Origin of the sequence: Maridesulfovibrio ferrireducens, assembly GCF_016342405.1 — a bacterium.
GTDB lineage: Bacteria > Desulfobacterota > Desulfovibrionia > Desulfovibrionales > Desulfovibrionaceae > Maridesulfovibrio > Maridesulfovibrio ferrireducens_A.
This window is the reverse complement of the sequence record NZ_JAEINN010000006.1, coordinates 1-23,564: the sequence shown is the minus strand read 5'-3', so window position 1 is coordinate 23,564 and position 23,564 is coordinate 1. Positions and strand designations below refer to the sequence as shown.

Genomic DNA, 23,564 nt, shown 5'->3' with positions numbered 1-23,564 from the left:
ATTCCTATACTTTTAAATTGTTTATATTGTTTTGCATTCCGACCTGCGCGCAATTTCAGCGAGTTGCGCAAGTCTGTCATCGGCTTTGCGGTAGAGAGATCCTAAAGGAAATTTTTTGCCGCGGCTTATTTTTCCAATTTTTACGCCAGTTAGAATAGATAAAGCATCTTCTATGGTTTTTATCGGATAAATATGGAATTTACCTTGCTCGATAGCCTCAACCACTTCGTGCCTGAGCATCAAGTTTACTACGTTATCAGCCGGAATCAAAACGCCCTGTTCTCCGTTTAAACCTCTACGGCGGCAAACTTCATAGAATCCTTCAATTTTCCGGTTAACTCCGCCGACAGCCATGATAGAGCCTGTCTGACTGACTGCTCCGGTGAAAGCATATTTGAATTTGATCGGAACTCCTGAAAGAGCAGACAGTAGACTTGCCAGTTCTGCTCCGGACGCGGAATCTCCCTCGATTCCGGCATAGCTCTGCTCGAAACAAAGACTTCCGGTTAGAACAATAGGCTTATCCTGTGCAAAAAGCCCGACAAGATAACTTTTGATGATCATCATACCTTTAGTATGAATAGGCCCACCCATGCGGGCTTCACGTTCAAGGTCAAGAATTCCGCCATGACCAACTCCGACGGTACACGAAATCTGATGCGGTAGGCCGAACTCGTAGTCTCCGAACATGGTTACAGATAATCCGTTGACTCTTCCGACCCCTTCACCGGAAGTCGCTACTTTGATAACTTCACGGTCATATTCGGTCATGAACTCATCTTCATAAAGATTAGAACGGTAATCGCGCATTTCGATAGCTTCATTGAGAGATGCCCGGTCAACAATCTTTTTTCCGTCAAGTCTGGTTAAAGCGGAAGCTTCGACCATCATTTCTTTCATGACCGGGATACGAAGTGATAGTCTTTTCTGATCTTCTGCAAGTCTGCTTGAGTAATCTACAACACCTGCAAGAGCTTCTCTGCTGAATGGAATAAGATCAGTATCGTGAATAACTTTTCCCAATACTTCCACGAAACGGCGAATATTCGCCGCGTTTCTTTCCGCAGTAAGCTGCATGTGAGCTTTCAGTTTGAAATATTTACCGAATCTTTCATCGTTATAGAGAAGAAGTTCATACGTTTCTTCTGAACCGATTAAAATGACGGTCAGTTCAAGCGGGATTGGTTCCGGTTCAAGTGTTTTGGTTCTGATATGATCGCCGTCGCCCGGATCTTCAATTTTAGCTTTTCCGGTTCGCAAAGCTCTAAGCAATCCTTCCCATGATGAAGGAGTTGTCAGAATATCTTCGGCGTACATGATTAGATAGCCGTGGTTCGCTTTATGAATGGCACCTGCTCGGATAAGAGTGAAGTCCGTATAAAGGGCTCCCATTTCGGATTCGCGGTCGATGCTGCCGAGAAGATTAAAAGCGGTAGGATGGTCAGCCATCACAACCGGAGCGCCCTTAGTCGTACTGTTATCAACCAAAAGGTTGACCTCGAATCGGGAAAAAAGATCGTCCGTAGGTGAAGATTCCGGAAGGTGCAGTCCTGTGGGCAGGGCGACAGGCTGAGGCTCTTTAGCCATGAAAAGGTCGATATTGTCGAGCAGTTCGTCTTCAACTTCTTTCAGGTAGCTTTTTATTTTTTCGTACTGATTAAAGTCTTTATGCAGGGGATTCATAATATCTTTTAACAGTTCTTTTGCTGAGTCCTGATGAAGTTTACGTTCATCTTTTCGGAACCCTTCCTCTGTCTTGCTGATCTGGCGGAGGATGGTAGTCACTTCAGCGAGCAGATCATCTGCTGATTTGCGAAGTGTTTTTCTCAGTTCTGGATCAAGGCGTTCGAATTCCTCATCTGTTAAAATACGGCCTTCAATGAGAGGGATCAACGTCAATCCGTCTTGGTCATCAACTTCAAGGCTGAACCCATTTTTTTTGGCGAGTTCTTCCATGTCCGAGAACAGGTCGTCACGTTCATCCTGAAAAGTCCGCGAAATTCGCTCGTGCGCCTTTAGATGAGGCTCACGCTCAAACCATGCCGGAAGTTTTTCCTTGATGTGGGAAACGGCATCAGACAGAGCTGTTTTAAATTTTTTGCCACGGCCTGTCGGAAGAGATACGGCTATAGGCTTATCCTGATCCGCAAAATTATATAAATAAAGCTGATCCGGCGGAACAGGTTGCTTAGCGGCTCTAAGTTCAAAGTATTCACGGACAAAATAGCTTCTGCCGAGATTCGATTCACCTGAGAGATAAACGTTGTGACAGCTGCCGGATATGGCAAGAGCCATTCGGAAAGCTTGCAGAGCTCTCGGTTGAAAAGGGTCGTAAGCTCCAGTTGAAGTGGGTATTTCGGAGCTGTCGGCAAACTGGATTTTTTCCGGATCGAGTTTCGATCTGAGCTTTGAGTGGGATAGCTGTTTTGCAGTCATATTTTTTTATTTTCCTGTGTATTCGAATCTTGAGCATAAGCTCATAGATTTATGTTTACTTGGTTACGGAAGAATTGTCACTTGGCTTAATCAGGAGATTTGTGAAATTTTATACAATAATCGTTGATCAGGTTGGTTTTTCTATAAGCCAAGGCAGAGAGAAGGATGAGTTCAAGTTGAAAGAAAGTTGGGTAACTAAGCGTGCTGACGGATAATATTTTTTAAGATGAGTGGCAAAAAAAGTTCAAAAAACAGTGCTTATGACAAAGAAGCCGTTGACGCACATCAAATGATTATGCTAGACGAATCTCACTTGTGAAGGTTTGCGCAAAGTCAGTTTGCGTCGCAAGTGCATCTCAAGTTTCAGAAAAAAGTAGGCACATATTGTTTTTTAAAGGAAACAAAGAGGCTCTGGATCTCCTCGGCAATGCCGCGACAATCGGAACTCATCTTGTCTGTTCTACTTTTGTTGGGATGGCTATCGGGTGGTATCTCGATAAATGGTTGGGCACAAAGCCTTGGTTTCTACTTATTTTCTTGTTATTTGGAATTGGAGCTGGATTCAAAAACGTTTTTGATGAAGTGCAAAAAATCCAACGAAAGGATCAGGGGAAAGGTCCGGGAAGTAACAATGAAAGTTAATCAAAAACTAGAAACATTTCTCCACAGGCGAGGCTTTACTCATCCGGACGTACGCAGTTTGGTACGCAATCAGTTGTATCTCACTGCCGGAACATGTTTTTTTGCTGCTGTAGCCTTCGGGTTTGCCCCTTGGGCATTGGCTTTGGCAGCCGGAACTGTTCTGACCACGTTCAATTTCTGGTCGCTGGCTAAATTTGGTCAGCATCTGGCGTATATGCGCAAGGGGGCGGTTGTTTCCTTGCTGATTCGTTTCTACGGTCGGATGTTATTATCCGGACTGGTCATATACGGACTTATAGTCTGGGGGCAGTGTTCAATAACTGCACTTTTGGCCGGGCTCAGTTCCGTAGTTGTGAATGCAATATTTTGGGGCGTTGCCGGATTTCGGCAAAAAGCGAAGGAGGCATAAGGATCATGGCTGCAGGATTACCACATCCATTAATATTCATGACAGAGTTGAACAATGCTTTGGGAACTCACATCCCCATTCATGTATGGTACACATGGTTAGCAATGCTCATTCTGTTCACTATCGGGTTTCTCGTTTCCAGAAAACTTAGTCTGGTTCCGGGCGGGCTTCAAAATCTAGTCGAGATAATTGTCGGCGGTCTTGAAGACTTTGTTGTTGCGAACATCGGTGAGGGTGGGCGTACAGTTTTTCCTTTCATGTGTACTTTGTTTGTTTACATCCTTGTGATGAACCTTTTAGGCCTTGTTCCCGGTTGTGACGCTCCTACTGCGAATGTCAACACCAATGCGGCAATGGCTGTTTGTACTTTTCTTTACTACAACTACATTGGTATCAAGCAACACGGTGCAGGATACATCAAGCATTTCTTTGGGCCGGTTCCAGCACTCGCTCCTTTGATGTTTATCATCGAGATCGTTTCGCACATTTCTCGTCCGCTTTCACTTACTCTACGTCTGTTCGGTAACATTCGCGGTGAAGAAATTGTTCTCGTGCTCTTGTTCATGCTTGCTCCCGTAGTTTCTACCTTGCCCATGTACTTCTTGTTCATGCTTGCAAAGGTAATCCAGGCATTCATCTTCTTCATGCTTACCATGATTTATTTGAAGGGCTCTCTGGAACACGCTCATTAGAATTAGTGAGCACTAATATTGGGGAAATGGTCTAACGACTACTTAAATAAACGTACTTTTTTGGAGGTTTTTATTATGCGTAAAGCTCTACTTATCGTTGTAAACACAATGGCTCTCGTTTTCGCTGCTGGTGCAGCATTCGCTTCCGGCGTTGCTCCTGAAGTTGCTTCCGCTACTGCTTCCGCTACTGCTATCGGTATGGCTATTGCTGCTGCTGGTTGTGGTATCGGTCAGGGTCTTGGACTTAAAGCTGCTTGTGAAGGCACCGCACGTAACCCAGAAGCTGGTGGTAAAATCACAGTTACTTTGATTCTTGGTCTTGCATTCATCGAATCCTTGGCTATTTACGCTCTCGTTGTTAACCTCATCCTTCTCTTCGCTAACCCACTTATCGGTTAGTTTTCAGGATTTGGAAATATTTGAAGGAGGCTTTCGGGCCTCCTTTATTAGGACTATAATTGTTAATTTTTTCACATAGTTCTGGTTTGTTGTAAGGGTATCTCTATTTCTAGGTCCTTATAATATAAATAGATCACAAAAAATGTTTTTTGGGGGTATCGGAAAGCTACTGCTCTAGTGTATAGTTTTATCCGATTGAAGGTGGTTACAATTGTTGAGTTTGACTAATCAGTAAATAATCTAGAGCCAGATTTGTGAAAGCGAGCATAGTTTCAGCGTTTTGCAATCTGAGATTTCCAACATTTTATTTTTCATGACTATGCGGGACATGAAAAACAGGTACTTATTGTGAAAACCCAGAATATCCCCAAAGCGACAATCAAACGACTCGCAGTTTACATACAAGTTCTTACGGGGCTGAAGCGTGACGGTGTTGAAGTTGTATCCTCAGAAAAGTTAGCTCGTGCTTGTTCAGTTAACCCTTCCCAAATTCGCAAAGATTTAGCTTATTTCGGAGAGTTCGGAGTGCGCGGTGTCGGCTATTATGTGCATGAATTGATTTCTTCCATTAAGCACTCTTTAGGTGTCGACCGAGTTTGGGGCTGCGCCCTTGTCGGGGTCGGTAACCTTGGACGGGCTTTGCTTCGTCATAAAGAGTTTGCATTAAGAGGTTTTTCTATCAGGGCTGCTTTCGATTGTGATCCTTATAAAATAGGTGAAATCGTTTCAGGACTTGAAGTTGTCTGCACGCGCCAGTTAAAGGGCAGAGTTGATGAGTTCGGGCTTGAAATCGGAATAATTACTACTCCTCCTGAAAGGGCTCAAAGAGCAGCCAACTATCTTGTTGATGGCGGTATAAAAGGGATTGTAAATTTTGCGCAGGCAAGAATTCAAGTTCCAAAAGAAATTACTGTTGAGTACGTCGACTTCACTCATCATTTTTATTCAGTGGCATTCAATATCAGCTCATCAGATTAATAATAAGCTGTGAAATAGTTTGCTTTATAAGAAGTTTTTTTCTTAAAAAAAGCCCGCAACACATATGTGTTGCGGGCTTTTTGAATTAATTGCTGAAAAATGTTTTTTTAATTTTATACTTTTTAAGGAGTGCATAGATTCGGGAATTTGAAAGACCTGAAACCTGCGCTGCCTGACTAATATTACCTTTGCAATGTAGAAAAAGACTTTCGAGATAAAGTTTTTCAGCCTGTTCAAGTGCTTGTTCCCGATAATCTTTCAGAAGAGGAAAATTATTATTTATAGGGACTTGGTAGGCAGGAATATTTGTATCTTTGTTTAATGTTTGTTTTTGTGTAAATTTCTTGTTTTGAATTACAGTTAGAACAGGCTTGTTTTCTATTTTGGGTAGAACGGAATGCTGCGCAGCCGCAATTCTCACACGGACAGGCAGATGTATCGGCAAAAATTCTCCAGCCTCACTATTCGTCGTGAAAACTTGTTCAAGAACATTGAAAAGTTCTCTGATATTTCCGGGCCATGCGTATACATCAAGTGCCGCAAGAAATTCTTTTGAAACGGATATCGGTGATGTATTCAGATCTGCACTAAGTTTGTTAAAGAAATATTTTGTAAGTTCAGGGATGTCTTCTTTACGCTGTCTCAGTGGTGGGAGTTGAATAGTAAATGTTTGTATTCGATACAGCAGGTCCTGTCTAAAACGTCCGGTCTGAACAAGCGCTTCGAGATCTAGATTTGTGGCTGTAACCAATCTGAAGTCACTTTTGATTTCTTTGTGATCACCTACGGGGCGGAATGTGTGTTCTTGAAGAACTCTTAAAAAAGATTTTTGAAGTGACAGTGGTAGTTCCCCTACTTCATCCAAGAACAGAGTCCCTTCGTCAGCTTTGGCAATCAAACCTTTATGAGATTCATCCGCACTGGGGAAAGCGCCACGTTTGTGCCCGAAAAGTATACTTTCAACAAGGTTTTCAGGAATTGATGCGCAATCGACTATAATGAAAGGACCATTTCTGCGCGAGCTGTTGTCGTGTATGGCCTTCGCGAAAAGTTCCTTACCAGTACCTGTTTCACCGAGAATTGAAACACTAACATGGCTTTCAGCCGCTTGTGCCGCCTGTTCCAGACAGCGGGTAGTCGCTTTGGAACGTCCAACAATGTTGTGGTGTCCAAGTTTGGGACGAGATGCTTGTTTTTCCGTTCTGTATTGCAGTACTCGTTGCATGTGAAGGAGATATTGTTCTGCTGATGCAGGCTTGCTTATGTAGTCCCATGCACCGGAGTTGATAGCTAATTCTGCGCCTTTGGAATCACCTTTGCCCGTAATAATAACAACTTCAGGAGAGTTTTTCAATTTTTGTAATTCAGGCAGAGTATTAAGTCCGTTACCGTCAGGAAGAACTACATCGAGAAAAACGATATCGAATCTTTCCTCATTAGCAAGAGCCAGCCCTTCTTTAAGAGTAAGAGCCTTCTCTCCGCTGTGTCCAAGGTGTTTAGCAAGGGCAAGGAGCAGATCCCCTATGTGTGGATCATCATCGATTATTAGAACGTTAGCCATATTATTTTTTTGATAGTGGTAAAGTTGGTAAGATTAAAGTCTAAATTGATTGTTTAATTTATAAACCAAAGCATACTCACAATCAGTTTGCAACTCTTTTTCGCTTTTCGCGAAGTAAAAATGGAATTCCCGATAAGCTGAACAGGGTAGTCCATATTCGCATCATAAGGTAAATTGAAGCTCCAGCTGAGATGGTTCCGCTGGAAGCAAGCGATAGAAGAGTTTCAAAAGCCGCTTCGTTGACACCGAGACCAGCCGCAGGAGCTGGAATAATCCCGGCAAGAAAAGCAATCGGTGCCGCGAAAAGTATTTCATAGAAATTGGGGATAGCAGGCAGATTTTGAGCCTGTGAAAAGAAATATAGCGATAAAATTAAGAGAAAGTGTTGCACCGCAGTGATGATAACGGTTTTTAAAAATATCAAGGGGCAGTTACGGTATAGCAACAGTGCGGACACAAGCTGACCTATTTTAGAGCCTACCTTAGAACCGCTGAATAGTTTTTTATAAATCCATCCTTTCTCCAAAAATTCCGGTGCGATTAATGCTGCGAAAATTGAAAGAATCGATACGAGAATAAGCATAGGGGCTAACTCAACAGCTAAAAACGAGACCCTGTCAGTGTAGCACATAGTGACTATAGAAACTAAAATAGGAATGCCTATGTAAAGTGCGGCGCATCTACCCTTTATTAATGAGATAATCCCAAGTAGAAATGAGAGCCAGAGGCCGCATAGAAGCCCGAGCAGGGGTACTGCTACTGTGCGGAGTTCAGGAGAAGATTCCACTAGCGACCAGTTGAGAATTATGCCTAGACCGGATAGGCCGAACAGGCCCATGGTTCCGATAATTCTGTCGGCCATAATTGCGGCGCCAGTTTGCGCCCCTTTTTCTGTTTCTTTTACTGTATAATAATATCTTGCGAAGTCACCACTTGCCGGACCAAGTACGCATTGAGAAAAGAAATACATAATAGATGTAATTTTCAAACATTTAAGGGTATTAACTGGTGCTCCCGCTCCCTTCAGCAGATCTTTAAAGCGAAAAGCGCTGAGAGATAGACCAATGAGAAGAACTATACACCCTGTAAGCAGCGCCGGGAGTTTATCTAAAGATACATAAAGAAATTCAAGACGGATGCTGCCGGATTTTATGAGCCAGTATATTAAGCCCGCTGCAATGGCAGTCTTAATACATGATGAAAGAAGAGCTTTAAAGCGACTGGTCTTTGGTTCAGGGTAATTCAATATGTTTTCTCCGGAAAATAAGCTTATTGGTTTGAAATTATTAATAAGAGCAAATACGGTTTTTTGTTCTTACAAATTTTGGCTTCTATAAGCAACAGAAAGCAATAATTGTTTAGGCAAATCTTGTTGACATCTGTATTTTTACCATGTTAGTTGATTAATCAACAGTTGATTGATCAACGGTTAGAAAGTCAAGAGGAACTAATGAAAAAATATGCTTCGTTTGGATATATGAACGCACAGATGGTGCGTCTTCACAAAGCCATTCTTGCTGATAAATTGAGTGCAATCGGTATTACTTACGGTCAGATAGGTTTTATTATGCAAGCTCTGAGGAATCCAGGGCGGAACCAGGATGAACTTTCGCATGTACTGAGCGTAGATAAGGCTGCGACCGCACGTGCATTGGCTAAGCTCGTAAAGCTTGGATTTTTAATTAGAGAAGAAAATCCTGAAAACAGGCGTGAAAAATTAGTTTACCCAACCGAAAAAGCGGAAGAAATAAAAGAAGATCTTCATCAAGCATTACAGGCTGCAAATGAGCTGATGATGTCTGGTCTGGATGAATCTGAAAAAGTATTTTTAATGAAAATGTTGAAAAGAATGATCGATACCGGGCGGGAATCTTTAGGAATGTCTTCAGTTTGGGATATTCTTTAAATATATTTGAATTTAATTGAGAGGTTTTACTGTGGATGAAGCAAAAAAAAAGGCGGTAATTTTAGCCGTTTCCGTCACTCAATTTACGATGCCGTTTATGTTTTCCGCAGTTGGAATTGCATTACCTGCAATCGGTCGCGAATTCGGGGCAAGCGGACTTGATTTAAGTCTGATTGAATCAATATATATTGGTGGAGTTGCAGCACTGCTTCTTCCTTTCGGAAGATTCTCAGATATGCACGGAAGGCAGCCTGTTTTCAGACTGGGCGTGCTTTTGTATGCGATATTTACCCTTTTGTTAGGTTTTTCGCAGGATATCAATACTGTAATTCTGCTCAGGTTGGGGCAGGGGATTTCAGGTGCATTGGCAATTGCTACAAATATGGCTCTGTTAACTGACTGTGTTCCTCTGAAAGAACGTGGTCGAGCGATGGGCCTTGCTGTTGCCGCTGTTTATGTAGGCCTTTCCGTAGGGCCTTATTTGGGCGGATTAATTGCAACTCATCTGGGCTGGCGTTGGATATTTTACATGGGAACAATTCCCTTAGGCATAAGTTATATTGTTGCCCATCTGAATTTGAATGGAAAATTTCGTTTATCTGATGAAAAATTTGATTATGCAGGAAGCGCGGTAGTAATATTTTCCGTGGCGGCATTGGTCTTCGGTGGAACCAGCTTGAATGCCGGGTGGCCTGGAGTAGTCCTGTTGCTATCCGGGGTGGTTGGATTCACGGTTTTTATTTTCATGCAGGATCGAACAGAGTTTCCACTTGTAGATCTAGTGCTCTTTAAGGAACGAAGGGATTTTTCAGATGCAGCTCTTGTTCAATTTATAAGCTATGCCGGGACATTCGGGATTGTTTTCCTTTTCAGCTTATATTTACAGAGTGTTAAAGCAATGACTCCGCATCAAGCGGGAGTTGTTCTGGTTGTACAGCCTATCGTTCAAGCTGTTTTATCGCCTCTTGTCGGTAGATTGTCGGATAAGTTTTATCCGCGTATAATTGCAATGGCAGGAATGGTTGTGTGTACAATTGGATCTATCATGGGCGCGGCTGTCGGACCTGAAACTTCGCTTGCATATTTGTACACAATGTTTGTCGTGCTTGGCGTTGGATTTGCTCTATTTTCTTCACCCAATATGATCATAATGATGGGAAGCGTGCCGCCTTCGAGATTTGGTTTCGCGTCAGCTATAACGGGTGGGTTGAGAACTCTCGGCATGGTTGCAAGCATGGTAATTATAGCAATTTTTATTTCAATATATATGGGGGATACTCTCGTATCTCCTGAATCTGCTGTTTCATATATGAAAGTTATGCACTATTCACTGATAACACTTTCAGGCTTATGCGTGCTGGGTGTTATTATCTCAATTCTCTGTGTTTACAGACGTTTTTATGGAAATTGCGAGGTTGCCAAGGATGACCTTTGTGTGCAATCTGCGGTCAGCAGAAAGGAGGATTAAATGGCGGAATCAAATGTCAGTGCAGCAGATATACTAGGTGCTTCAATCAAGGCCAAGAGAAGGCTTGAGGATGATACGCGGCTTGATTCCGGATTTATAGCCGCAACTGATCAGGCTCGTGTTTTGGCTTATTATGTAAACATGCTGGTGAAATGGAATAAAGCCATGAATCTGGTCGGGCCTAAGAGCTGGGATGATATTTTTCATTCGCTTATAATTGATAGTCTGCATCTGGCAGATTTTCTTAATGATCTTGATCTTCCCAAAAGTCCGGTAACACTAGATCTCGGAGCTGGAGCAGGACTTCCGGGGCTGCCTCTCAGAGTCGTTTGGCAAAAAGGAGCGTATCATTTGGTGGAATCCCGTCAAAAGCGTTCAATCTTTATGAGAACTGCTATGCAAATGATGAAATTACCGCGTACAGAGGTCTTTCAGGGAAGGGCGGAAGCCATTCCACAGGAGGTACTCCCCGCAGATCTTATCTTAAGTAAAGCCTTCATGCCGTGGAAGGAGCTTATGCCGTTTGTAAAACCTATGCTCGCCGAAACCGGAAGGCTCGTAATCTTATCAAATGACAGCGCTCCGACTTCTGCTGAGATTGCAGAATGTGGCTATGAGCTGGAATCAACTATGGAATATAAAGCTCAAAAAAAGACTCATTATTTTTGGTCGTTGTTGCCGTTAAGCTAACCGGGCATTCCGCCTTTGAATATAAGTTTAGTGGCATGTTCGTCAGCTATTTCAGCTACATCCATTAACTTTTCCAGAAATTCAAGGATTTCAAATCTTTTTTCTTCGGTACCGTTATCGAATTCAAACTGCATGTCACCTGAGGTCATGTAAAGTTCAAGTTTTTCAAGATATTCCGGTTTAATCATGTTTTTTTCCTTTGTACCTTCAAGGGGCTTTAAATTTATACGTGATGGTAAGGCGAGCCTTTTAATATAGAAGACGCGCGATAAAGCTGCTCAAGTAGCATGGTGCGGGCCAGCTCATGCGGCAGAGTCATCTTGCTCAATGAAAGTTTGATTCGAGCCACGTTTTTGACTTCATCAGATAGCCCGAAAGGTCCGCCGATTACAAAGCAGGGAGTAAGGTTCGGGTCTTCCGTCCATTTCAGGAGACGCTTTGAAAGGTCAACTGACGTCATTTCTATGCCGGTTTCATCAAGACAGATGACCATGTCCGAAGAGCGAATTTTTGTTATGATGGTTTTACCTTCGCGCAGCACTTTGTCTTCCGGTGGAAGTTTTCCCGGAGCATCTTTAAGAATAGTTTCATCAAGTTTGTGAAATCTTCCTAATTTTTTTGCATAATGAGCGCAAGCTTCATTAAAAAAAGGTTCCTTAAGTTTGCCTACCCAGATGAATCTTAATTTACTCATATAATACTATTTCCCTTTCAAGGTTGCTTCAAGCTTGCCGTTTTTTAATGTGATCAGCACATATCCGCCGCCGGAAGCCATGCCCGGATTAAAAATACGTGATTTTCCTATGACATCTTCACCTTTTGATTCGTGAATATGACCACTTACGACAATATCAGGTTGAACTTTTTCAATGAAAGCTCGAACAGAGTGGCTGCCTACATGCTGCCCGTTTGAAAGCATGTCCAGCTTGGTATTGTAGGGCGAGTCATGTACGGCTAGAATCAGTTGATCGTAGTCTCCGATTTTTTCGTATGTTTCTTCAAGCCATTGTCCGAGCTGTTTTTCGCTTACTTCGCTGGGAGTTCCGAATGGAGTAGGAATAGAAAAACCCACTCCCATGATTTTGATCCCCTTAGCCAGTTCGCGGAATTCCAGATGAATATTGGCATTTTTATTTTTGAGGAATTCTGTAACATTATTCCGATCCATATTTCCCGCTTGCGCGAGTATATTAGGATTTTTATCGGAAATGGTTTCCCAGAATTTTTCCATTGCACCTAAGGGAGAATGGTTTGTGATATCTCCAGTGACAATGATCCCGGTAGTATCATGGATTTCAGGAATTAATGATACAAAGTTAAGACTTTGGTGAATGTCACCTAAAGCAATCCAGTTCATTATATTTTCAGGCATATTGTCTCCTGTTGTTTTGATATATGGTCGTCGTTGAAAATGAAGTTAATTTTCAGTAGCGTTGCGCCATAGTGATTGCAAGGTTCAATTTAATAACATTAATGGATTCAAAAACCAATGATGCCAAATCCTGACAATCAGGTTGCCAATTTTATCTGAGAAGGTCTAAGTTGTTTTTATAGTATGCAAATTTTTGTGTAGATTCAGAGTATGTTCAAGCGTATATTTTTCAAGATAGATTATGGAATTTTAATTATCCAACTGAATAATTGTAGATATAAAATCGGGTGATAAATTTGGATAAGAATGAAATAAGACGCAGTTTGCAAGTTCAGCGGGAACGGTTGTCTAAATCAGAAGTTGAATCCATGAGCCGTGAGATAGTTTTTTCAGTTCTGTCTCTTGCAGAGTGGAAAAAGGCCAAGGAAGTCCTTTTGTACTGGCCTATCAAAAATGAGGTCGATGTAATCCCTCTGTTTCATGACGCATTGGAATCAGGTAAAAAAATTTTTCTGCCTTGTTGCCGCAAAAATGAACCGGGTATTATGGATTTTGGAGTTGTGAGGGCGGAAGCGGATCTTTTGCACGGTTCGTTCGGTATAAAGGAACCATGTAGAAGTAAATGTGAATTTCCTGATGTTGTCTCGCCTGATATTATGATCATTCCCGGAGTCGGATTTGATCGCAGAGGTTACAGAATAGGATTCGGAGGCGGGTATTATGACAGATTTCTTGCCCGCCCGCAGAAGTCCGTCTTTTTAGCTGTGGGAGTCTGTTATTATTTTCAGATTATTGATGAAATTGCGGTCGAAGCGTGGGATAAACCAGTGCAGTCCATCTGTACAGATAAGGATATTATATGGCCAGAATAGATTGTATACCGTTCACTTTTCCGGGGCTGGAGAATATTTCGTGTGTATTTACAACGAGAACAGGCGGAGTCTGTAAGCCTCCGTTTAATCGAGGGAATCTGTCTTTTGATGTCGGTGACACCCCTTACGACGTAAGAGCTAACAGGACTTCTCTGGCTGCCTCTATGGGGGTTGCACATTGGCATGAGTGCGTACAGGTGCACGGTGATGTTTTACATTTTGAGTCTGAATCTCAAACACCTGAGCAGCAGTCATCTCTGGAAGGAGACGGTTTCACCTCTTCTGAACGCGGACATGCTCTTGTTATCAAAACGGCTGACTGTCAGCCTATTTTGATTGCTCATAATAAAGGTGATTTTGTGGCGGCATTGCATAACGGCTGGCGAGGTAATTCAATAAACTACCCGGGCAAAAGTGTTACGCAGATTTGTGAGCACTACGGGTGTAGTCCTTCTGAGCTTATGGCCGTAAGAGGGCCAAGTCTTAGTCCTGCTTTGTCGGAGTTCGTGAATTTTAATTCTGATTTTGAACCGGGATATGATAAATATTTCAACAAAGAAAATAACACGGTTGATTTATGGAAGTTAACTCATGATCAGTTAGCTGGCGCAGGAATTAATCCGCAAAATATTTTCGGTATTGATATGTGCACGTATTGTATGAGCGAAACTTTTTTTTCATACAGACGTGACAGGAACACAGGGCGGCAGTTGTCCGTAATTTGGATTAAGTAGTAGTTGAAAATTATTTACTGGTCTTTTGTTTGCGAAGTTCGTCAACGGGAATGCCTCCGATGCCCCAGTTTTCGGTCTCTACTTCATCAATGGTGACAACTGTTGTGGCTGGATTTTTCCCTAAAGTATCCATCAAGAGACTTGTAACACCTTGTATTAGTTTTGCTTTTTGTTCGCGCGTTGCACCTTCGCGTGTAATGCGGATGTTTACGTATGGCATGTTTCCTCCTGATAAAGAAAACCCCTTTGACGCTTGCGTCAAAAGGGGTTTAAATTAAAATCTTAAAACTTTTCCTGATAATTAACTTCGTGCAGCTTGAGATTTTTCAATCAGTTTAAAAACTCGTTCAGCTAACTGATTGATCTCTGCTTTTGAGATCTGGTCATCGGCTCCGACAGACTGTCCTTTATGGTAAAGTGTGTCGGTGATGATGGAAGAACAAAGCAATACCGGAAGATGTCTGAGTTCCGGGTCATCCTTTATTCTTTTTGTAAGGTTATGTCCGTCCATGACAGGCATTTCAATATCCGTGACAACTATGTCGATGAAATCATCAATGGTTTTTCCTTCGTCTTTGGCCTGATTTCTCCACTCGTTGATTTTATCCCATGCCGTTTTACCGTTGTGAGTTCTTGTTACCTTGAAACCTGCATCTTCGAGCATTTGCCCGATCATGCGGCGGATCATGGTTGAGTCGTCAGCTATGATAGCCTTGAGCTGCTGGGTCTCGATTTTTTTGACCAGAGCGGCATCAGGTACTTCTGCGAGATCCATGCCGGGGTTCAGGTCAGCAACTATTTTTTCCAGATCAAGCAGGAATACAATACGACCTTCCAGCTTAACTACCCCGGTGATTGAGTTTGCTGTGAGGGATGAAACCTGTTTGCTTGGAGCTTCCACCTGTTCCCAGCTGATGCGGTGAATTCTTGTTACACCGGAAACTAGAAAGGCTGTAGAAATTTTATTGAATTCGGTAACGATAACTTTAGGAGCTTCGCTTTCAACTCTATTTTTACCTACTCGGCTGCTAAGATCGATCAGAGGGATAATTTCAGATCTGAGATCAAATGCCCCCAGAACAGCTGCGTTTGTAGCATCAGGCATATCCGTGAGTTCCGGCAGACGGATAATTTCTACAACTTTAGCGACATTTATGCCGTAAAAGTTACGTCTGGTTGTGCCACCATGTACACTGTCAGTCTCATCAATGAAAAATTCTACGATTTCAAGCTCGTTAGTGCCTGATTCAAGAAGAATATTTGTTTGGGACATTTTTCATCCTCCCCCGAAATTCATGTGAAGTCAGCATTCAAATAAATTTATTTGTTTCGCTCAGTTTAAGATTAGCTCGAAAATACTGTTTATGAAAGATATTTTTCAAGATTATAACAAGACTCGTCCTTTTAACTCAAATAGAAACCATAGTGTAGTCAATCTAATTAAGCATCAAATATTAAATATGAGTAAAAAAATAACACAATAAACTAATTGCGGTCTAGTCGGTAATATACTTTTTTATAATCTTTAAGCATTTTTATTTGGTTATATCGTTTTGAGCCGGTTTGAAATCCGACAAGTCCAAGTTCACGGGAGAGTCTTTGGTTGAGCAGTAATGTGGAAATTTGTTTGATGAAATCGTCTTTATCAGAAGGGTTTACCAATATTCCGTTCTTTTCACTGATGATCTGTTCGACAACCCCGCCGACCGCATAACTGACGGGAGCGAGCCCTTTGGACATGGCTTCAAGGATCACCAAAGGGTGATTGTCTGCGAGAGTCGGGTATGCAAGAACATTTGCCGCCGTCATAAATTGACCGAGTGTATCTCTGTCCACATAGGGAATGTTTATGAAATCGCCTTCCCTTGAAGTTTTATTTCCGCCTATGGCAAATCCGATAGCATCAGGAACTCTTTTTTTGATTCCTTCCCAGTAAGCTTTCCATTCCGAACCTGACTTGTAGGCAGCGTTAACTCCTCCGTGAGCAATGAACAGTACGACTTTTGCCGCAGGGTGTAAGCCGAATCTTTTTCTTGCGAGTTTTTTATCTCCGATGGAATCAGGCCAGGGAATACCATTTGGGATAATTTTTACTGCAAGTCGTGAGTCTGCTATCCGGGCCTGATTAGCCAGCCATTTAGACGGAGAAATTAAAACGGCTTTCCGTTTCAGCAGGGTTTCGATGCTGGTTTTGCGAACAGTTTCAGAGTCTTGAAAACCTCTCGGACAAGAGGTCCGGCAACCCTTTTTAAAGTGTGCGCAGTCAAGAGGGTGTGAGCATCCTCCTGTTATCATTTGGGAATCATGAAGGGTCACGATAAGAGGTAATCCCTCCGGGAGTGCGGAAAGAAATTTTGCGGGATTTGCAGAGGAGTGAAGATGTACTATGGCATTGGTAGGAATTTTTTTTGCTGCTTCTTCTGGAAAAATGAGCGAATCAAGTGGATTTTCAGATGCTTCATAGGAATGCATTGATTTATATCCTGATTCTTTCATTCCACTATGAATGAGCAGGGCTATTCTTGTTGCGCCTCCGCTTTTTTTGAGGGCGGTGTGGTGAATAATTGTCCGTTCTAGCATACCTTTTCCAGAATATCATGCTTAAGGGACCATAGAATATGAAATTCGGCTTCCCGTTTGTCTAATTCCGGCACCATGGATTTAATTTTGGTAATAAGTTCTAACGTAGTAATGGGTTTGCGGGCAAAGAAAGCCATTTTACGGACAACTTCCTGATTAAGATATCTTTCAATTCCTTGATATATGAGCGGAAATTCTTTCCCCTGATAGATTGCCAAGCCTGTAGAACCTGTTACAACCATTGTTTCTTTGCTGATAGTCGAGGTCGGATAGTGGGAAAAGATCTCACCGAATCGAACTTGAGCGGGATGTAGTATTTCCGAAATCCCCTTGGTTTCAACAGGGGCTGTATTCAGTTCTTCCCATAACTGTATGTGCTGGCGAATCACTTCTTTCCATGTAAATTTTTTGTTTACTCTGACGGCTCCGGCTGTGCCCATGGCGGACCTTAATTGCGAATCTTTTATCAGCTTTTCAAGTCCTTTTGCCAGTTTAGGCGTGTCTATTGCTGTTTGCTGGGAAATAAGCAGGTGGTAATGACTGTCGAAGCATAATGGAGCCATAAGATCCACAGCAGGAGTTGCCTCCGCCCCTATGGTTTCAATTAAAAATCCTGTTTCATCGTGAACAACCAGATCTTTATAACCGTCGTAGTCTGAAGCGATGATGGGAAGCCCCATTGCTCCGGCTTCAAGTATTGTCAGTCCGAAAGTTTCCTGCGGGTTGTCGGAAATGGACACATAAATGTCTGCCGCGCGATAAAGATCAATTTTTTGAAGGTCGGTGGGGCGGGCAAATATTGACAACTCCAGTCCCATATTCCGGCTGATTTCCTTTAGTGTCTGTGGAAAATCGTCTTCGTCATCCATCCATCCGGCCAGAATCACTCTCACATCTTTTCTATCTATTCCGGCTTTAAAAATACGCTGCATGGCCCGTAAAAGAGGTAGAATATCCATTTTGGAGTAGTGCGCAATGCGGCCGAATACTAAAATATTAACTCTGTTGTCCCCGGAATTCAGTTCCAGCGCATCTAGAGCTTCAAGTTTTTGCTGCGGAGTCGGGGGAGTAAAAGTTGAGGGATTAATTCCAAGAGGAATTTTTTTGATTTGCGGAGAAGGAAACTTTTTTTCATCCAGTTCAAAACCTTCGCGCAGATGCAGGAAATATTTTTCGACAACCTGCATTCCGGGGGTGGAGGTGGCAACGATGCAATCACGGGCGGTAGTACCCTTCCATATATAATTAAGGAAAGCTGAACCGTAGTTGCTGTAACTCAAAGAATGGGTTGTTCCGGTGATAGGGAATATGTTTTTTGCAAAAGCGTTTCTTACTCGTGCAAGGTGCGGTGGATATACTATGCAGTCTGACTGATGGAAGCAGAAGTATTCCTGTTTATTTATATATTCAGGAAGATCTCGTCGATCCAAAATTTTGACTTTATTATTTTCAATTAATTTAGGGAAGTTCTCCTTTATAAAACCGATCAGGCTGTCTCGGACGTTCCCGCTGCTTAGAAAGAAGTGGTATTCATCAAAAGGGTCTTCAGTCAGTAATTCATTTAAAAACCCGATGTTTGCTACTTTCCGCCCAAGAACCGGTCCCGTTTCATAAAAGGGGTCCAAAGTTCCCCATATTCTTTGAGTTTTCATACCTTATTTCAAGCCATATTTGGGCCTGCTTTGTCAAAGGGTTTTATTTTCCGAAATAGATGCAGGTGACAAAAATATGGCAGACTTTGCCACTTTCTTATATTTGCTCAGCCTGCATATTTAGCGTGGTCCTCGTGGTAAAAGATTATAATACGATTTAAATTATAAGGTCTTTTGTGGATAACTGCTTGTAACATAGCGGTTTTTAGAGGTTTCGATTTGGTTGCCATGGGGCGATTGATTTTGCGAGCTGGTTTTCAAAAGGAGTGACTCTTTTATTTGGTCTTTTTTTTGCATTATAGAAGGCAGTAAACCCTTCTGACAGTATTTGGAATGCACAAGGAGCCCCGATATGAATAGAGGAGAAAGACCTGAACTGCTTTGGGGGTTCGGTCTAAACAGTATAGAAGCCGACAAGATTGAAGACTCCCTCGGACCTGGATTTTTCTTGAGGAATTTTTCCGAAAGAGCTCTTCCCGGCGAGAAAGAATTTCTTCAGCCTGAAAAACCTTCCGCTACATGGATTCCGCTTCGGGTTTGGAACGAGCTTTCTGAAGCGCGCCGGGCAACTTATCGTAAGCTGGAATCTACTCAGCGCATCCTTATACAGGATGAGTCTCAAAAAAAAGTTGACCTGGAGAGTGTTCTTGAAGATGGATTTCTTGCGGTAGTAAGTTCTCCATTAACAAGCTCCAAGGTTCAGGATGCCCTTTTCAGAGCAAAGGAAGTATCCGGACTTTATGGAGATCTCTATAGAATGACCGAAGAGATCATTATGGAACGTGAGCTTCTTTCCCGTAAGACGGAACAGTTGATGTTCTTAAACACCGTTCTATCCAATGCGACCGAGCGTCTTGAAGTTTCGGACATCCTCGGACAGGCTGCTGAGGATTTGAAGCTGTTGCTTCCGGTTCTTTCCGTTCAAGGTGTTTTCTGGGACGTTGTTCCTGCCGGAAAGCAGACCGAAGCAGAAATATTTGTCAATCCCGGCCTTATTTCAGCCGTTCAGGCTGAGTGGACCGAATTTATGATTGGAAGTGTTACACAGCTTAGCGGAATTGAAGTCGGTGGGTATAATATTTCTGAAACTACTCCTGTCGCAGACCTTGCAATGTGTTACGGTCCGACCGGAGGAAGAGTGCTGGCGCTCCCCTTGATTTCTCGCGGGGAAAAGTTCGGTTGTCTGGTTATGCTTTGTGATAAGTCTGTAAGACTCGCAAAGGATCAGGTTAATACACTGAACGCTGCTGTGAATCATCTGTCACTTGCACTTAGTAATGCTCTGATGTTTACCAAGATTAAGACTCGCGCGGATCGCGATGGACTTACCAGAGTTTACAATCGACGTAGTTTTGATGAAAGACTTGTTGAAGAACTCAGACGTCATCAACGCCATAATATGGATCTATCACTATTGATGGTCGATCTCGATCATTTCAAGAGTGTGAACGATACATACGGGCATATGGCTGGCGACCTGGTGCTTGAGACAATAGCCAGAATTTTTGAAGAGACATTCAGAATAACTGATTTCATCGCCCGTTACGGCGGAGAAGAATTTGTTATTCTACTCCCTCATACCAACGCGGATCAGGCAAAAATGCTGGCTGAACGTATCAGGGAGAAAATAGAATCTAAGAACATGTCTTATCGGGATGTTAATTTTAATGTCACGGTAAGTGTCGGAGTCTCTTCGGTCCGTCCCGGAAGTCTTGCGAAGGAAACTGAAATAGTGCGTAAGGCAGATGATGCTTTATACATAGCAAAGGAACAGGGGCGTAACAGGGTTGTTGTCTCCGCTGCTCCGGCGGCGAGGTTGAAGGTTATATCGGCTTAAGGGTTTCGGTAGGCTTGTTACTGTCAGTGTTTACGAAAGGACGGTGCGAAATGTACGCACCGTCCTTTTTTTTGATAATATGGTGTCCGGCTTGACCTAACTCGTGAATGGGTGCAAATCCACCAAATTGGTTTTTGGGTCAGGTTCTGTATTATATTCAGAACAGAATCGTGGCTATGTTATTATTGTTTGGAATTTATGACAGGCATAAATTCTGGCAACGTATCCGTAATTATATAAATTTCTGGATATACTAATTATTTCAACAGATAGCGTTTTGACTGTTTTCAATTTCGCTGCTGAGGGAGCATCAATTTCATGAATGAGATACTTTGGATTGGATTCGCTTTGCTGGATTTGAGTCTTGTGCTCGTTGTTTATAACTTTTTCGGCAAAACAGGCTTGTTCGGGCTTATCGTTTTTAATCTGATACTTTGTAATATTCAGGTGTTAAAGACTATTGAACTTTTTGGAATGACTACAACTCTGGGTAATATTTTATATGCCAGTGTTTTTCTTTCAACTGATCTGCTGAGTGAGTTTCATGGCAAAAAAGAAGCGCAGAAAGCGGTTTTTCTAGGTTTTATGATTCTTGTGATGGCTGTTATTTATATGCAACTGGCTTTAATGTTTAAGCCGTCAGTCGATGACTTCGTTCAGCCTCACCTTGAAGTTATTTTCGGTTTTCTGCCGAGACTCGCACTGGGAAGTCTTTGCGCTTATCTTATTTCACAGCTCCATGATGTTTATGTTTTTCATAAGCTTAAAGAAAAATTTGGAGATAGACATCTCTGGCTTAGAAATAATGCCAGCACACTCTTAAGTCAGCTCCTTGATTCCGCTGTTTTTTGTTTCGTTGCGCTATGGGGAGTTTTTCCTTTTGAAGTCTGGCTTGAAATATTTTTTACCACGTATCTTTTTAAAGTCATTGTGGCTGTTATGGATACTCCTTTTATATATCTGGCTCGTAGAATTCGCTGTCGCGCATAATGAATCAGGCGGCAAAGCTTGACGAATTCTCGCTTGAGATTAATACTTCTGTAAAAGTAAGTCATATTTAAGAGAGGTCATATATGAGTCAAATGTTCGGTAAAAGCATTCCTTTTTATAAAATGCAGGGTTGCGGTAATGATTTTGTTGTAATCGATAACCGCGAACTCGGTGTTCCCGTGGAAAAAATGCCTGAATGGGCTGAAAAAATTTGTAAACGGGCCTTTGGAATTTATGCTGACGGGTTGTTTTTTATTGAAAATGCGGACGAAGGTTCCGGTTTAGATTTTAAGTGGCAGTTTTATAATTCAGACGGATCAAGAGCTGAGATGTGCGGGAACGCTTCCCGTTGCGTCGGACGACTAGCTCACGCTCTTGGTATAGCCGGAGAACAGCATACTTTCGGCTCTGATGCCGGTCCGATTAAAGTGCAGGTGTTTCCTTTACAGGAAGAGGTTAAAGTTCAGCTGCCCGAGCCTAAAGATGTGAAGCTTAATCAGACTCTTGAGATTGATGGAGTGGAACACCATTACCACTTTGCGAATACCGGAGTACCTCACATAGTCGTTCAGGTTGCGGATGTTGAGACCGTTGACATCAAAAAACTGGGAAGTGCATTCAGATATCACAAAGATTTTGCACCGGCAGGAAGCAACGTTAATTTTGTTCAGATTGATGACAACGACAGCCTTATCGTGCGTACCTATGAACGCGGTGTTGAAGACGAAACATATGCTTGCGGAACAGGCGTTAGCGCGGTGCAAGTTACTTTGCATAGGCTGGGGCTTACAGATGCGGCGGTCCGTGTCAAAACTTCCGGCGGTGAAATTCTTAAGGTTATAATCGAAGGCGAAAGTGTTTTTCTTCAGGGTGGCGCTGAACTTACTTTTTCAGGGCAACTATTTTTAGAATCACTGAATCTTGATTGCTAGATCACGTATGATTAAAAATTAAAGGGCGTTGCCGGCTGGTGACGCCCTTTAATTTTGATAAAGATTCTATACTAAAATAGAATAATTTAAAAATTGATTAATTCTATACTTGCAAGGGCTGAGTATTCGCTGTATAGCCTTGTTTACGAGCTGGGTGTGATTTGCAGGATAACAGTTATTCCTGTTTCGCAGTAAAAGTTCTTGTTTGGTGGTAAAATAATAATAAGCCTTTTCGGTTTGATATCTGTAACATGTTTTAATTTAAGACTTAATGAACCCAAGTTATTTTAGAATGCAATAGCATGATTTTAGCTTAACATTCTTAAGATTAAATAAATATATTATAATAAAGTCAAGGAGACACATTATGGGAAATAACGAACTTACTAAGCTTTTGCAGGACGTTGTACTTAAAAACGAAAAGCCTGCTCGTGATGTTGCTACTGAAATAAGCAAACCTTACCCAACACTTCTTCGTGAGATTAATCCTGAAGATAAGGGTGCGAAAGTCGGTATTGAGGAGCTTGTTCCTCTCATGAGATCTACAGGAAGTATTCGTCCTCTCACCAGACTTGCTAATATTATGGGTTACGTACTCGTTCCTATGGATATCAATCCTGGTGATCCTGATGAAGCAAACTACATGGCACTTGATCTGATGGACGGGTTCGGAAGATACTCCAAGGCTCTCAAGAGTGCTTTGCAGGCTGACCCTAAAGAAGACTTGGTTAATATTGTTGAGCAGGAAGGCTTTGAAGCAATTACAGCAATTCTCACAATGGTTCATTACCTGCGTAAGAGAGCTGAAGAAGAAAAGACTAAAAACGCTCCTCGTCTTGCACAGGTAAGCTAGTCTATTCAGTTTAGTTCAAAATGCTCCGAAAAAAGAGCAAATGTCTATACAAAAACCCCGACTACCATTGGTAGCCGGGGTTTTTTTGCATTTGCTGAAAAAGTGCAGTCTGTAGCTCAGCAGTTATGAACGTCTTTATTAATATAAAAACATAAATCAAAAAGGTTGTTGACCATCTGTTCTACCAGCTGGTCCTGTTCCGGATCGATTTCGCAACTGGTAACAGTCTTGTTGATGATTTTTGCGAAGAGCGAGGATACTAGCTCATCATCCTTGCTGGTCCAGTACTTGTTGGCAGATACAGTTTTATTATCAAATCCGTGATAATACATACACTCCTCCATGAGTGGCGACATTCATCCGGCGTGGAGATGCCTCACGTGTTCATAATTAAAATATCGGTCAAAAGAACGGATCACTTTACGGGTAAAAAAATATTTTTTAATAAATATGGATAGATGCTGCTTAACGTTGATTTAATCAAACCTAGATTCAACTAGTAAGTGCAACTGTTGTTTAAGTCTCTAAATACTTGATTTGGCGTTTTAAAATCAAGACATT

At 42.2% G+C, this 23,564-nt stretch carries 25 protein-coding genes; 14 read left to right on the top strand and 11 right to left on the bottom strand.

All coding sequences use genetic code 11. The annotated features are described in order from the left end of the window. Window positions 1-21: 21 nt before the first annotated feature. Complete coding sequence (locus JEY82_RS07920) at window positions 22-2,436, bottom strand: Lon protease family protein (protein WP_304084628.1); 2,415 nt, start codon at window positions 2,434-2,436, stop codon at window positions 22-24. A 381-nt stretch (window positions 2,437-2,817) separates the two neighbouring features. Between JEY82_RS07920 and JEY82_RS07915 the strand changes: the two genes are divergently transcribed. From JEY82_RS07915 to JEY82_RS07895, 5 genes are all read left to right on the top strand, one after another. Next, complete coding sequence (locus tag JEY82_RS07915; RefSeq protein WP_092158812.1) at window positions 2,818-3,078, top strand: AtpZ/AtpI family protein; 261 nt, start codon at window positions 2,818-2,820, stop codon at window positions 3,076-3,078. Beyond that, window positions 3,068-3,487: an ATP synthase subunit I gene (locus tag JEY82_RS07910; RefSeq protein WP_304084627.1), complete on the top strand. Its 420-nt coding sequence runs from the start codon at window positions 3,068-3,070 to the stop codon at window positions 3,485-3,487. Before JEY82_RS07915 ends, JEY82_RS07910 begins: the two co-directional genes overlap by 11 nt. A gap of 5 nt (window positions 3,488-3,492) precedes the next feature. After that, window positions 3,493-4,179 (top strand): F0F1 ATP synthase subunit A, encoded by a 687-nt coding sequence (gene atpB, locus JEY82_RS07905; protein WP_304084626.1) that lies wholly within the window; start codon window positions 3,493-3,495, stop codon window positions 4,177-4,179. Window positions 4,180-4,254: 75 nt separating this feature from the next. Then, on the top strand, window positions 4,255-4,578 hold the full coding sequence (gene atpE, locus JEY82_RS07900) for an ATP synthase F0 subunit C (RefSeq protein WP_304084623.1): 324 nt from the start codon (window positions 4,255-4,257) through the stop codon (window positions 4,576-4,578). A gap of 348 nt (window positions 4,579-4,926) precedes the next feature. Next, window positions 4,927-5,556 carry a redox-sensing transcriptional repressor Rex gene (locus tag JEY82_RS07895; RefSeq protein ID WP_304084621.1) on the top strand — a complete coding sequence of 210 codons (630 nt, stop codon included), beginning with the start codon at window positions 4,927-4,929 and terminating at the stop codon, window positions 5,554-5,556. A gap of 85 nt (window positions 5,557-5,641) precedes the next feature. Here the strand turns inward: JEY82_RS07895 and JEY82_RS07890 are convergent, their stop codons facing one another. Together JEY82_RS07890 and JEY82_RS07885 are read right to left on the bottom strand one after the other, a co-directional pair. Next, window positions 5,642-7,117, bottom strand: a complete 1,476-nt coding sequence (locus JEY82_RS07890; RefSeq protein ID WP_304084619.1) for a sigma-54 dependent transcriptional regulator — start codon at window positions 7,115-7,117, stop codon at window positions 5,642-5,644. Window positions 7,118-7,199: 82 nt separating this feature from the next. Continuing rightward, on the bottom strand, window positions 7,200-8,363 hold the full coding sequence (locus JEY82_RS07885; RefSeq protein ID WP_304084616.1) for a lysylphosphatidylglycerol synthase domain-containing protein: 1,164 nt from the start codon (window positions 8,361-8,363) through the stop codon (window positions 7,200-7,202). A gap of 204 nt (window positions 8,364-8,567) precedes the next feature. On the opposite strand from JEY82_RS07885, the gene JEY82_RS07880 reads away from it, so the two are divergent. The 3 genes from JEY82_RS07880 to rsmG are packed head-to-tail and all read left to right on the top strand — an operon-like array spanning window position 8,568 to window position 11,181. Continuing rightward, window positions 8,568-9,023 (top strand): MarR family winged helix-turn-helix transcriptional regulator, encoded by a 456-nt coding sequence (locus tag JEY82_RS07880; RefSeq protein WP_304084613.1) that lies wholly within the window; start codon window positions 8,568-8,570, stop codon window positions 9,021-9,023. Window positions 9,024-9,054: 31 nt separating this feature from the next. Then, window positions 9,055-10,491 (top strand): MFS transporter, encoded by a 1,437-nt coding sequence (locus JEY82_RS07875; protein ID WP_304084611.1) that lies wholly within the window; start codon window positions 9,055-9,057, stop codon window positions 10,489-10,491. Then, a complete protein-coding gene (rsmG, locus tag JEY82_RS07870) occupies window positions 10,492-11,181 on the top strand; it encodes a 16S rRNA (guanine(527)-N(7))-methyltransferase RsmG (protein ID WP_304084607.1) in 690 nt (229 codons plus the stop codon). On the opposite strand, the gene JEY82_RS07865 is transcribed toward rsmG, so the two are convergent. Genes JEY82_RS07865 through JEY82_RS07855 form a run of 3 tightly spaced genes read right to left on the bottom strand, consistent with a single transcriptional unit; the run spans window position 11,178 to window position 12,553 of the window. Beyond that, a complete protein-coding gene (locus JEY82_RS07865) occupies window positions 11,178-11,369 on the bottom strand; it encodes a hypothetical protein (protein ID WP_304084605.1) in 192 nt (63 codons plus the stop codon). The genes rsmG and JEY82_RS07865 overlap by 4 nt on opposite strands. Window positions 11,370-11,404: 35 nt before the next feature. Next, window positions 11,405-11,875, bottom strand: a complete 471-nt coding sequence (locus JEY82_RS07860; RefSeq protein WP_304084604.1) for a 23S rRNA (pseudouridine(1915)-N(3))-methyltransferase RlmH — start codon at window positions 11,873-11,875, stop codon at window positions 11,405-11,407. A gap of 6 nt (window positions 11,876-11,881) precedes the next feature. Then, on the bottom strand, window positions 11,882-12,553 hold the full coding sequence (locus tag JEY82_RS07855) for a metallophosphoesterase (RefSeq protein ID WP_304084602.1): 672 nt from the start codon (window positions 12,551-12,553) through the stop codon (window positions 11,882-11,884). 287 nt (window positions 12,554-12,840) lie between these two features. On the opposite strand from JEY82_RS07855, the gene JEY82_RS07850 reads away from it, so the two are divergent. Both JEY82_RS07850 and JEY82_RS07845 read left to right on the top strand, forming a co-directional pair. Next, a complete protein-coding gene (locus tag JEY82_RS07850; protein ID WP_304084599.1) occupies window positions 12,841-13,425 on the top strand; it encodes a 5-formyltetrahydrofolate cyclo-ligase in 585 nt (194 codons plus the stop codon). After that, window positions 13,413-14,159, top strand: a complete 747-nt coding sequence (locus JEY82_RS07845) for a polyphenol oxidase family protein (RefSeq protein ID WP_304084596.1) — start codon at window positions 13,413-13,415, stop codon at window positions 14,157-14,159. Before JEY82_RS07850 ends, JEY82_RS07845 begins: the two co-directional genes overlap by 13 nt. Window positions 14,160-14,169: 10 nt before the next feature. On the opposite strand, the gene JEY82_RS07840 is transcribed toward JEY82_RS07845, so the two are convergent. The 4 genes from JEY82_RS07840 to JEY82_RS07825 all read right to left on the bottom strand — a co-directional run bounded on the left by JEY82_RS07840 (window position 14,170) and on the right by JEY82_RS07825 (window position 18,391). Beyond that, complete coding sequence (locus JEY82_RS07840; RefSeq protein WP_304084593.1) at window positions 14,170-14,379, bottom strand: 4-oxalocrotonate tautomerase family protein; 210 nt, start codon at window positions 14,377-14,379, stop codon at window positions 14,170-14,172. 81 nt (window positions 14,380-14,460) lie between these two features. After that, window positions 14,461-15,432: a chemotaxis protein gene (locus tag JEY82_RS07835; protein WP_304084590.1), complete on the bottom strand. Its 972-nt coding sequence runs from the start codon at window positions 15,430-15,432 to the stop codon at window positions 14,461-14,463. A 212-nt stretch (window positions 15,433-15,644) separates the two neighbouring features. Then, window positions 15,645-16,739 (bottom strand): glycosyltransferase, encoded by a 1,095-nt coding sequence (locus tag JEY82_RS07830; protein WP_304084588.1) that lies wholly within the window; start codon window positions 16,737-16,739, stop codon window positions 15,645-15,647. Beyond that, window positions 16,733-18,391 (bottom strand): glycosyltransferase family 4 protein, encoded by a 1,659-nt coding sequence (locus tag JEY82_RS07825; protein ID WP_304084585.1) that lies wholly within the window; start codon window positions 18,389-18,391, stop codon window positions 16,733-16,735. The genes JEY82_RS07830 and JEY82_RS07825 overlap by 7 nt, the downstream gene beginning before the upstream one ends. 352 nt (window positions 18,392-18,743) lie before the next feature. Here JEY82_RS07825 and JEY82_RS07820 point away from each other — a divergent pair, with 352 nt between their 5' ends. The 4 genes from JEY82_RS07820 (at window position 18,744) to JEY82_RS07805 (ending at window position 23,003) form a co-directional block, all read left to right on the top strand. Continuing rightward, window positions 18,744-20,228 (top strand): GGDEF domain-containing protein, encoded by a 1,485-nt coding sequence (locus JEY82_RS07820; RefSeq protein ID WP_304084582.1) that lies wholly within the window; start codon window positions 18,744-18,746, stop codon window positions 20,226-20,228. A gap of 318 nt (window positions 20,229-20,546) precedes the next feature. Then, entirely contained in the window at window positions 20,547-21,218 is a 672-nt protein-coding gene (locus tag JEY82_RS07815) for a queuosine precursor transporter (RefSeq protein WP_304084580.1), read from the top strand. An 83-nt stretch (window positions 21,219-21,301) separates the two neighbouring features. Continuing rightward, a complete protein-coding gene (dapF, locus tag JEY82_RS07810) occupies window positions 21,302-22,150 on the top strand; it encodes a diaminopimelate epimerase (RefSeq protein ID WP_304084578.1) in 849 nt (282 codons plus the stop codon). Window positions 22,151-22,517: 367 nt separating this feature from the next. Then, a complete protein-coding gene (locus JEY82_RS07805; protein ID WP_304084575.1) occupies window positions 22,518-23,003 on the top strand; it encodes a phage regulatory CII family protein in 486 nt (161 codons plus the stop codon). A 116-nt stretch (window positions 23,004-23,119) separates the two neighbouring features. On the opposite strand, the gene JEY82_RS07800 is transcribed toward JEY82_RS07805, so the two are convergent. Continuing rightward, complete coding sequence (locus JEY82_RS07800; RefSeq protein WP_304084572.1) at window positions 23,120-23,335, bottom strand: hypothetical protein; 216 nt, start codon at window positions 23,333-23,335, stop codon at window positions 23,120-23,122. Window positions 23,336-23,564 lie beyond the last annotated feature (229 nt).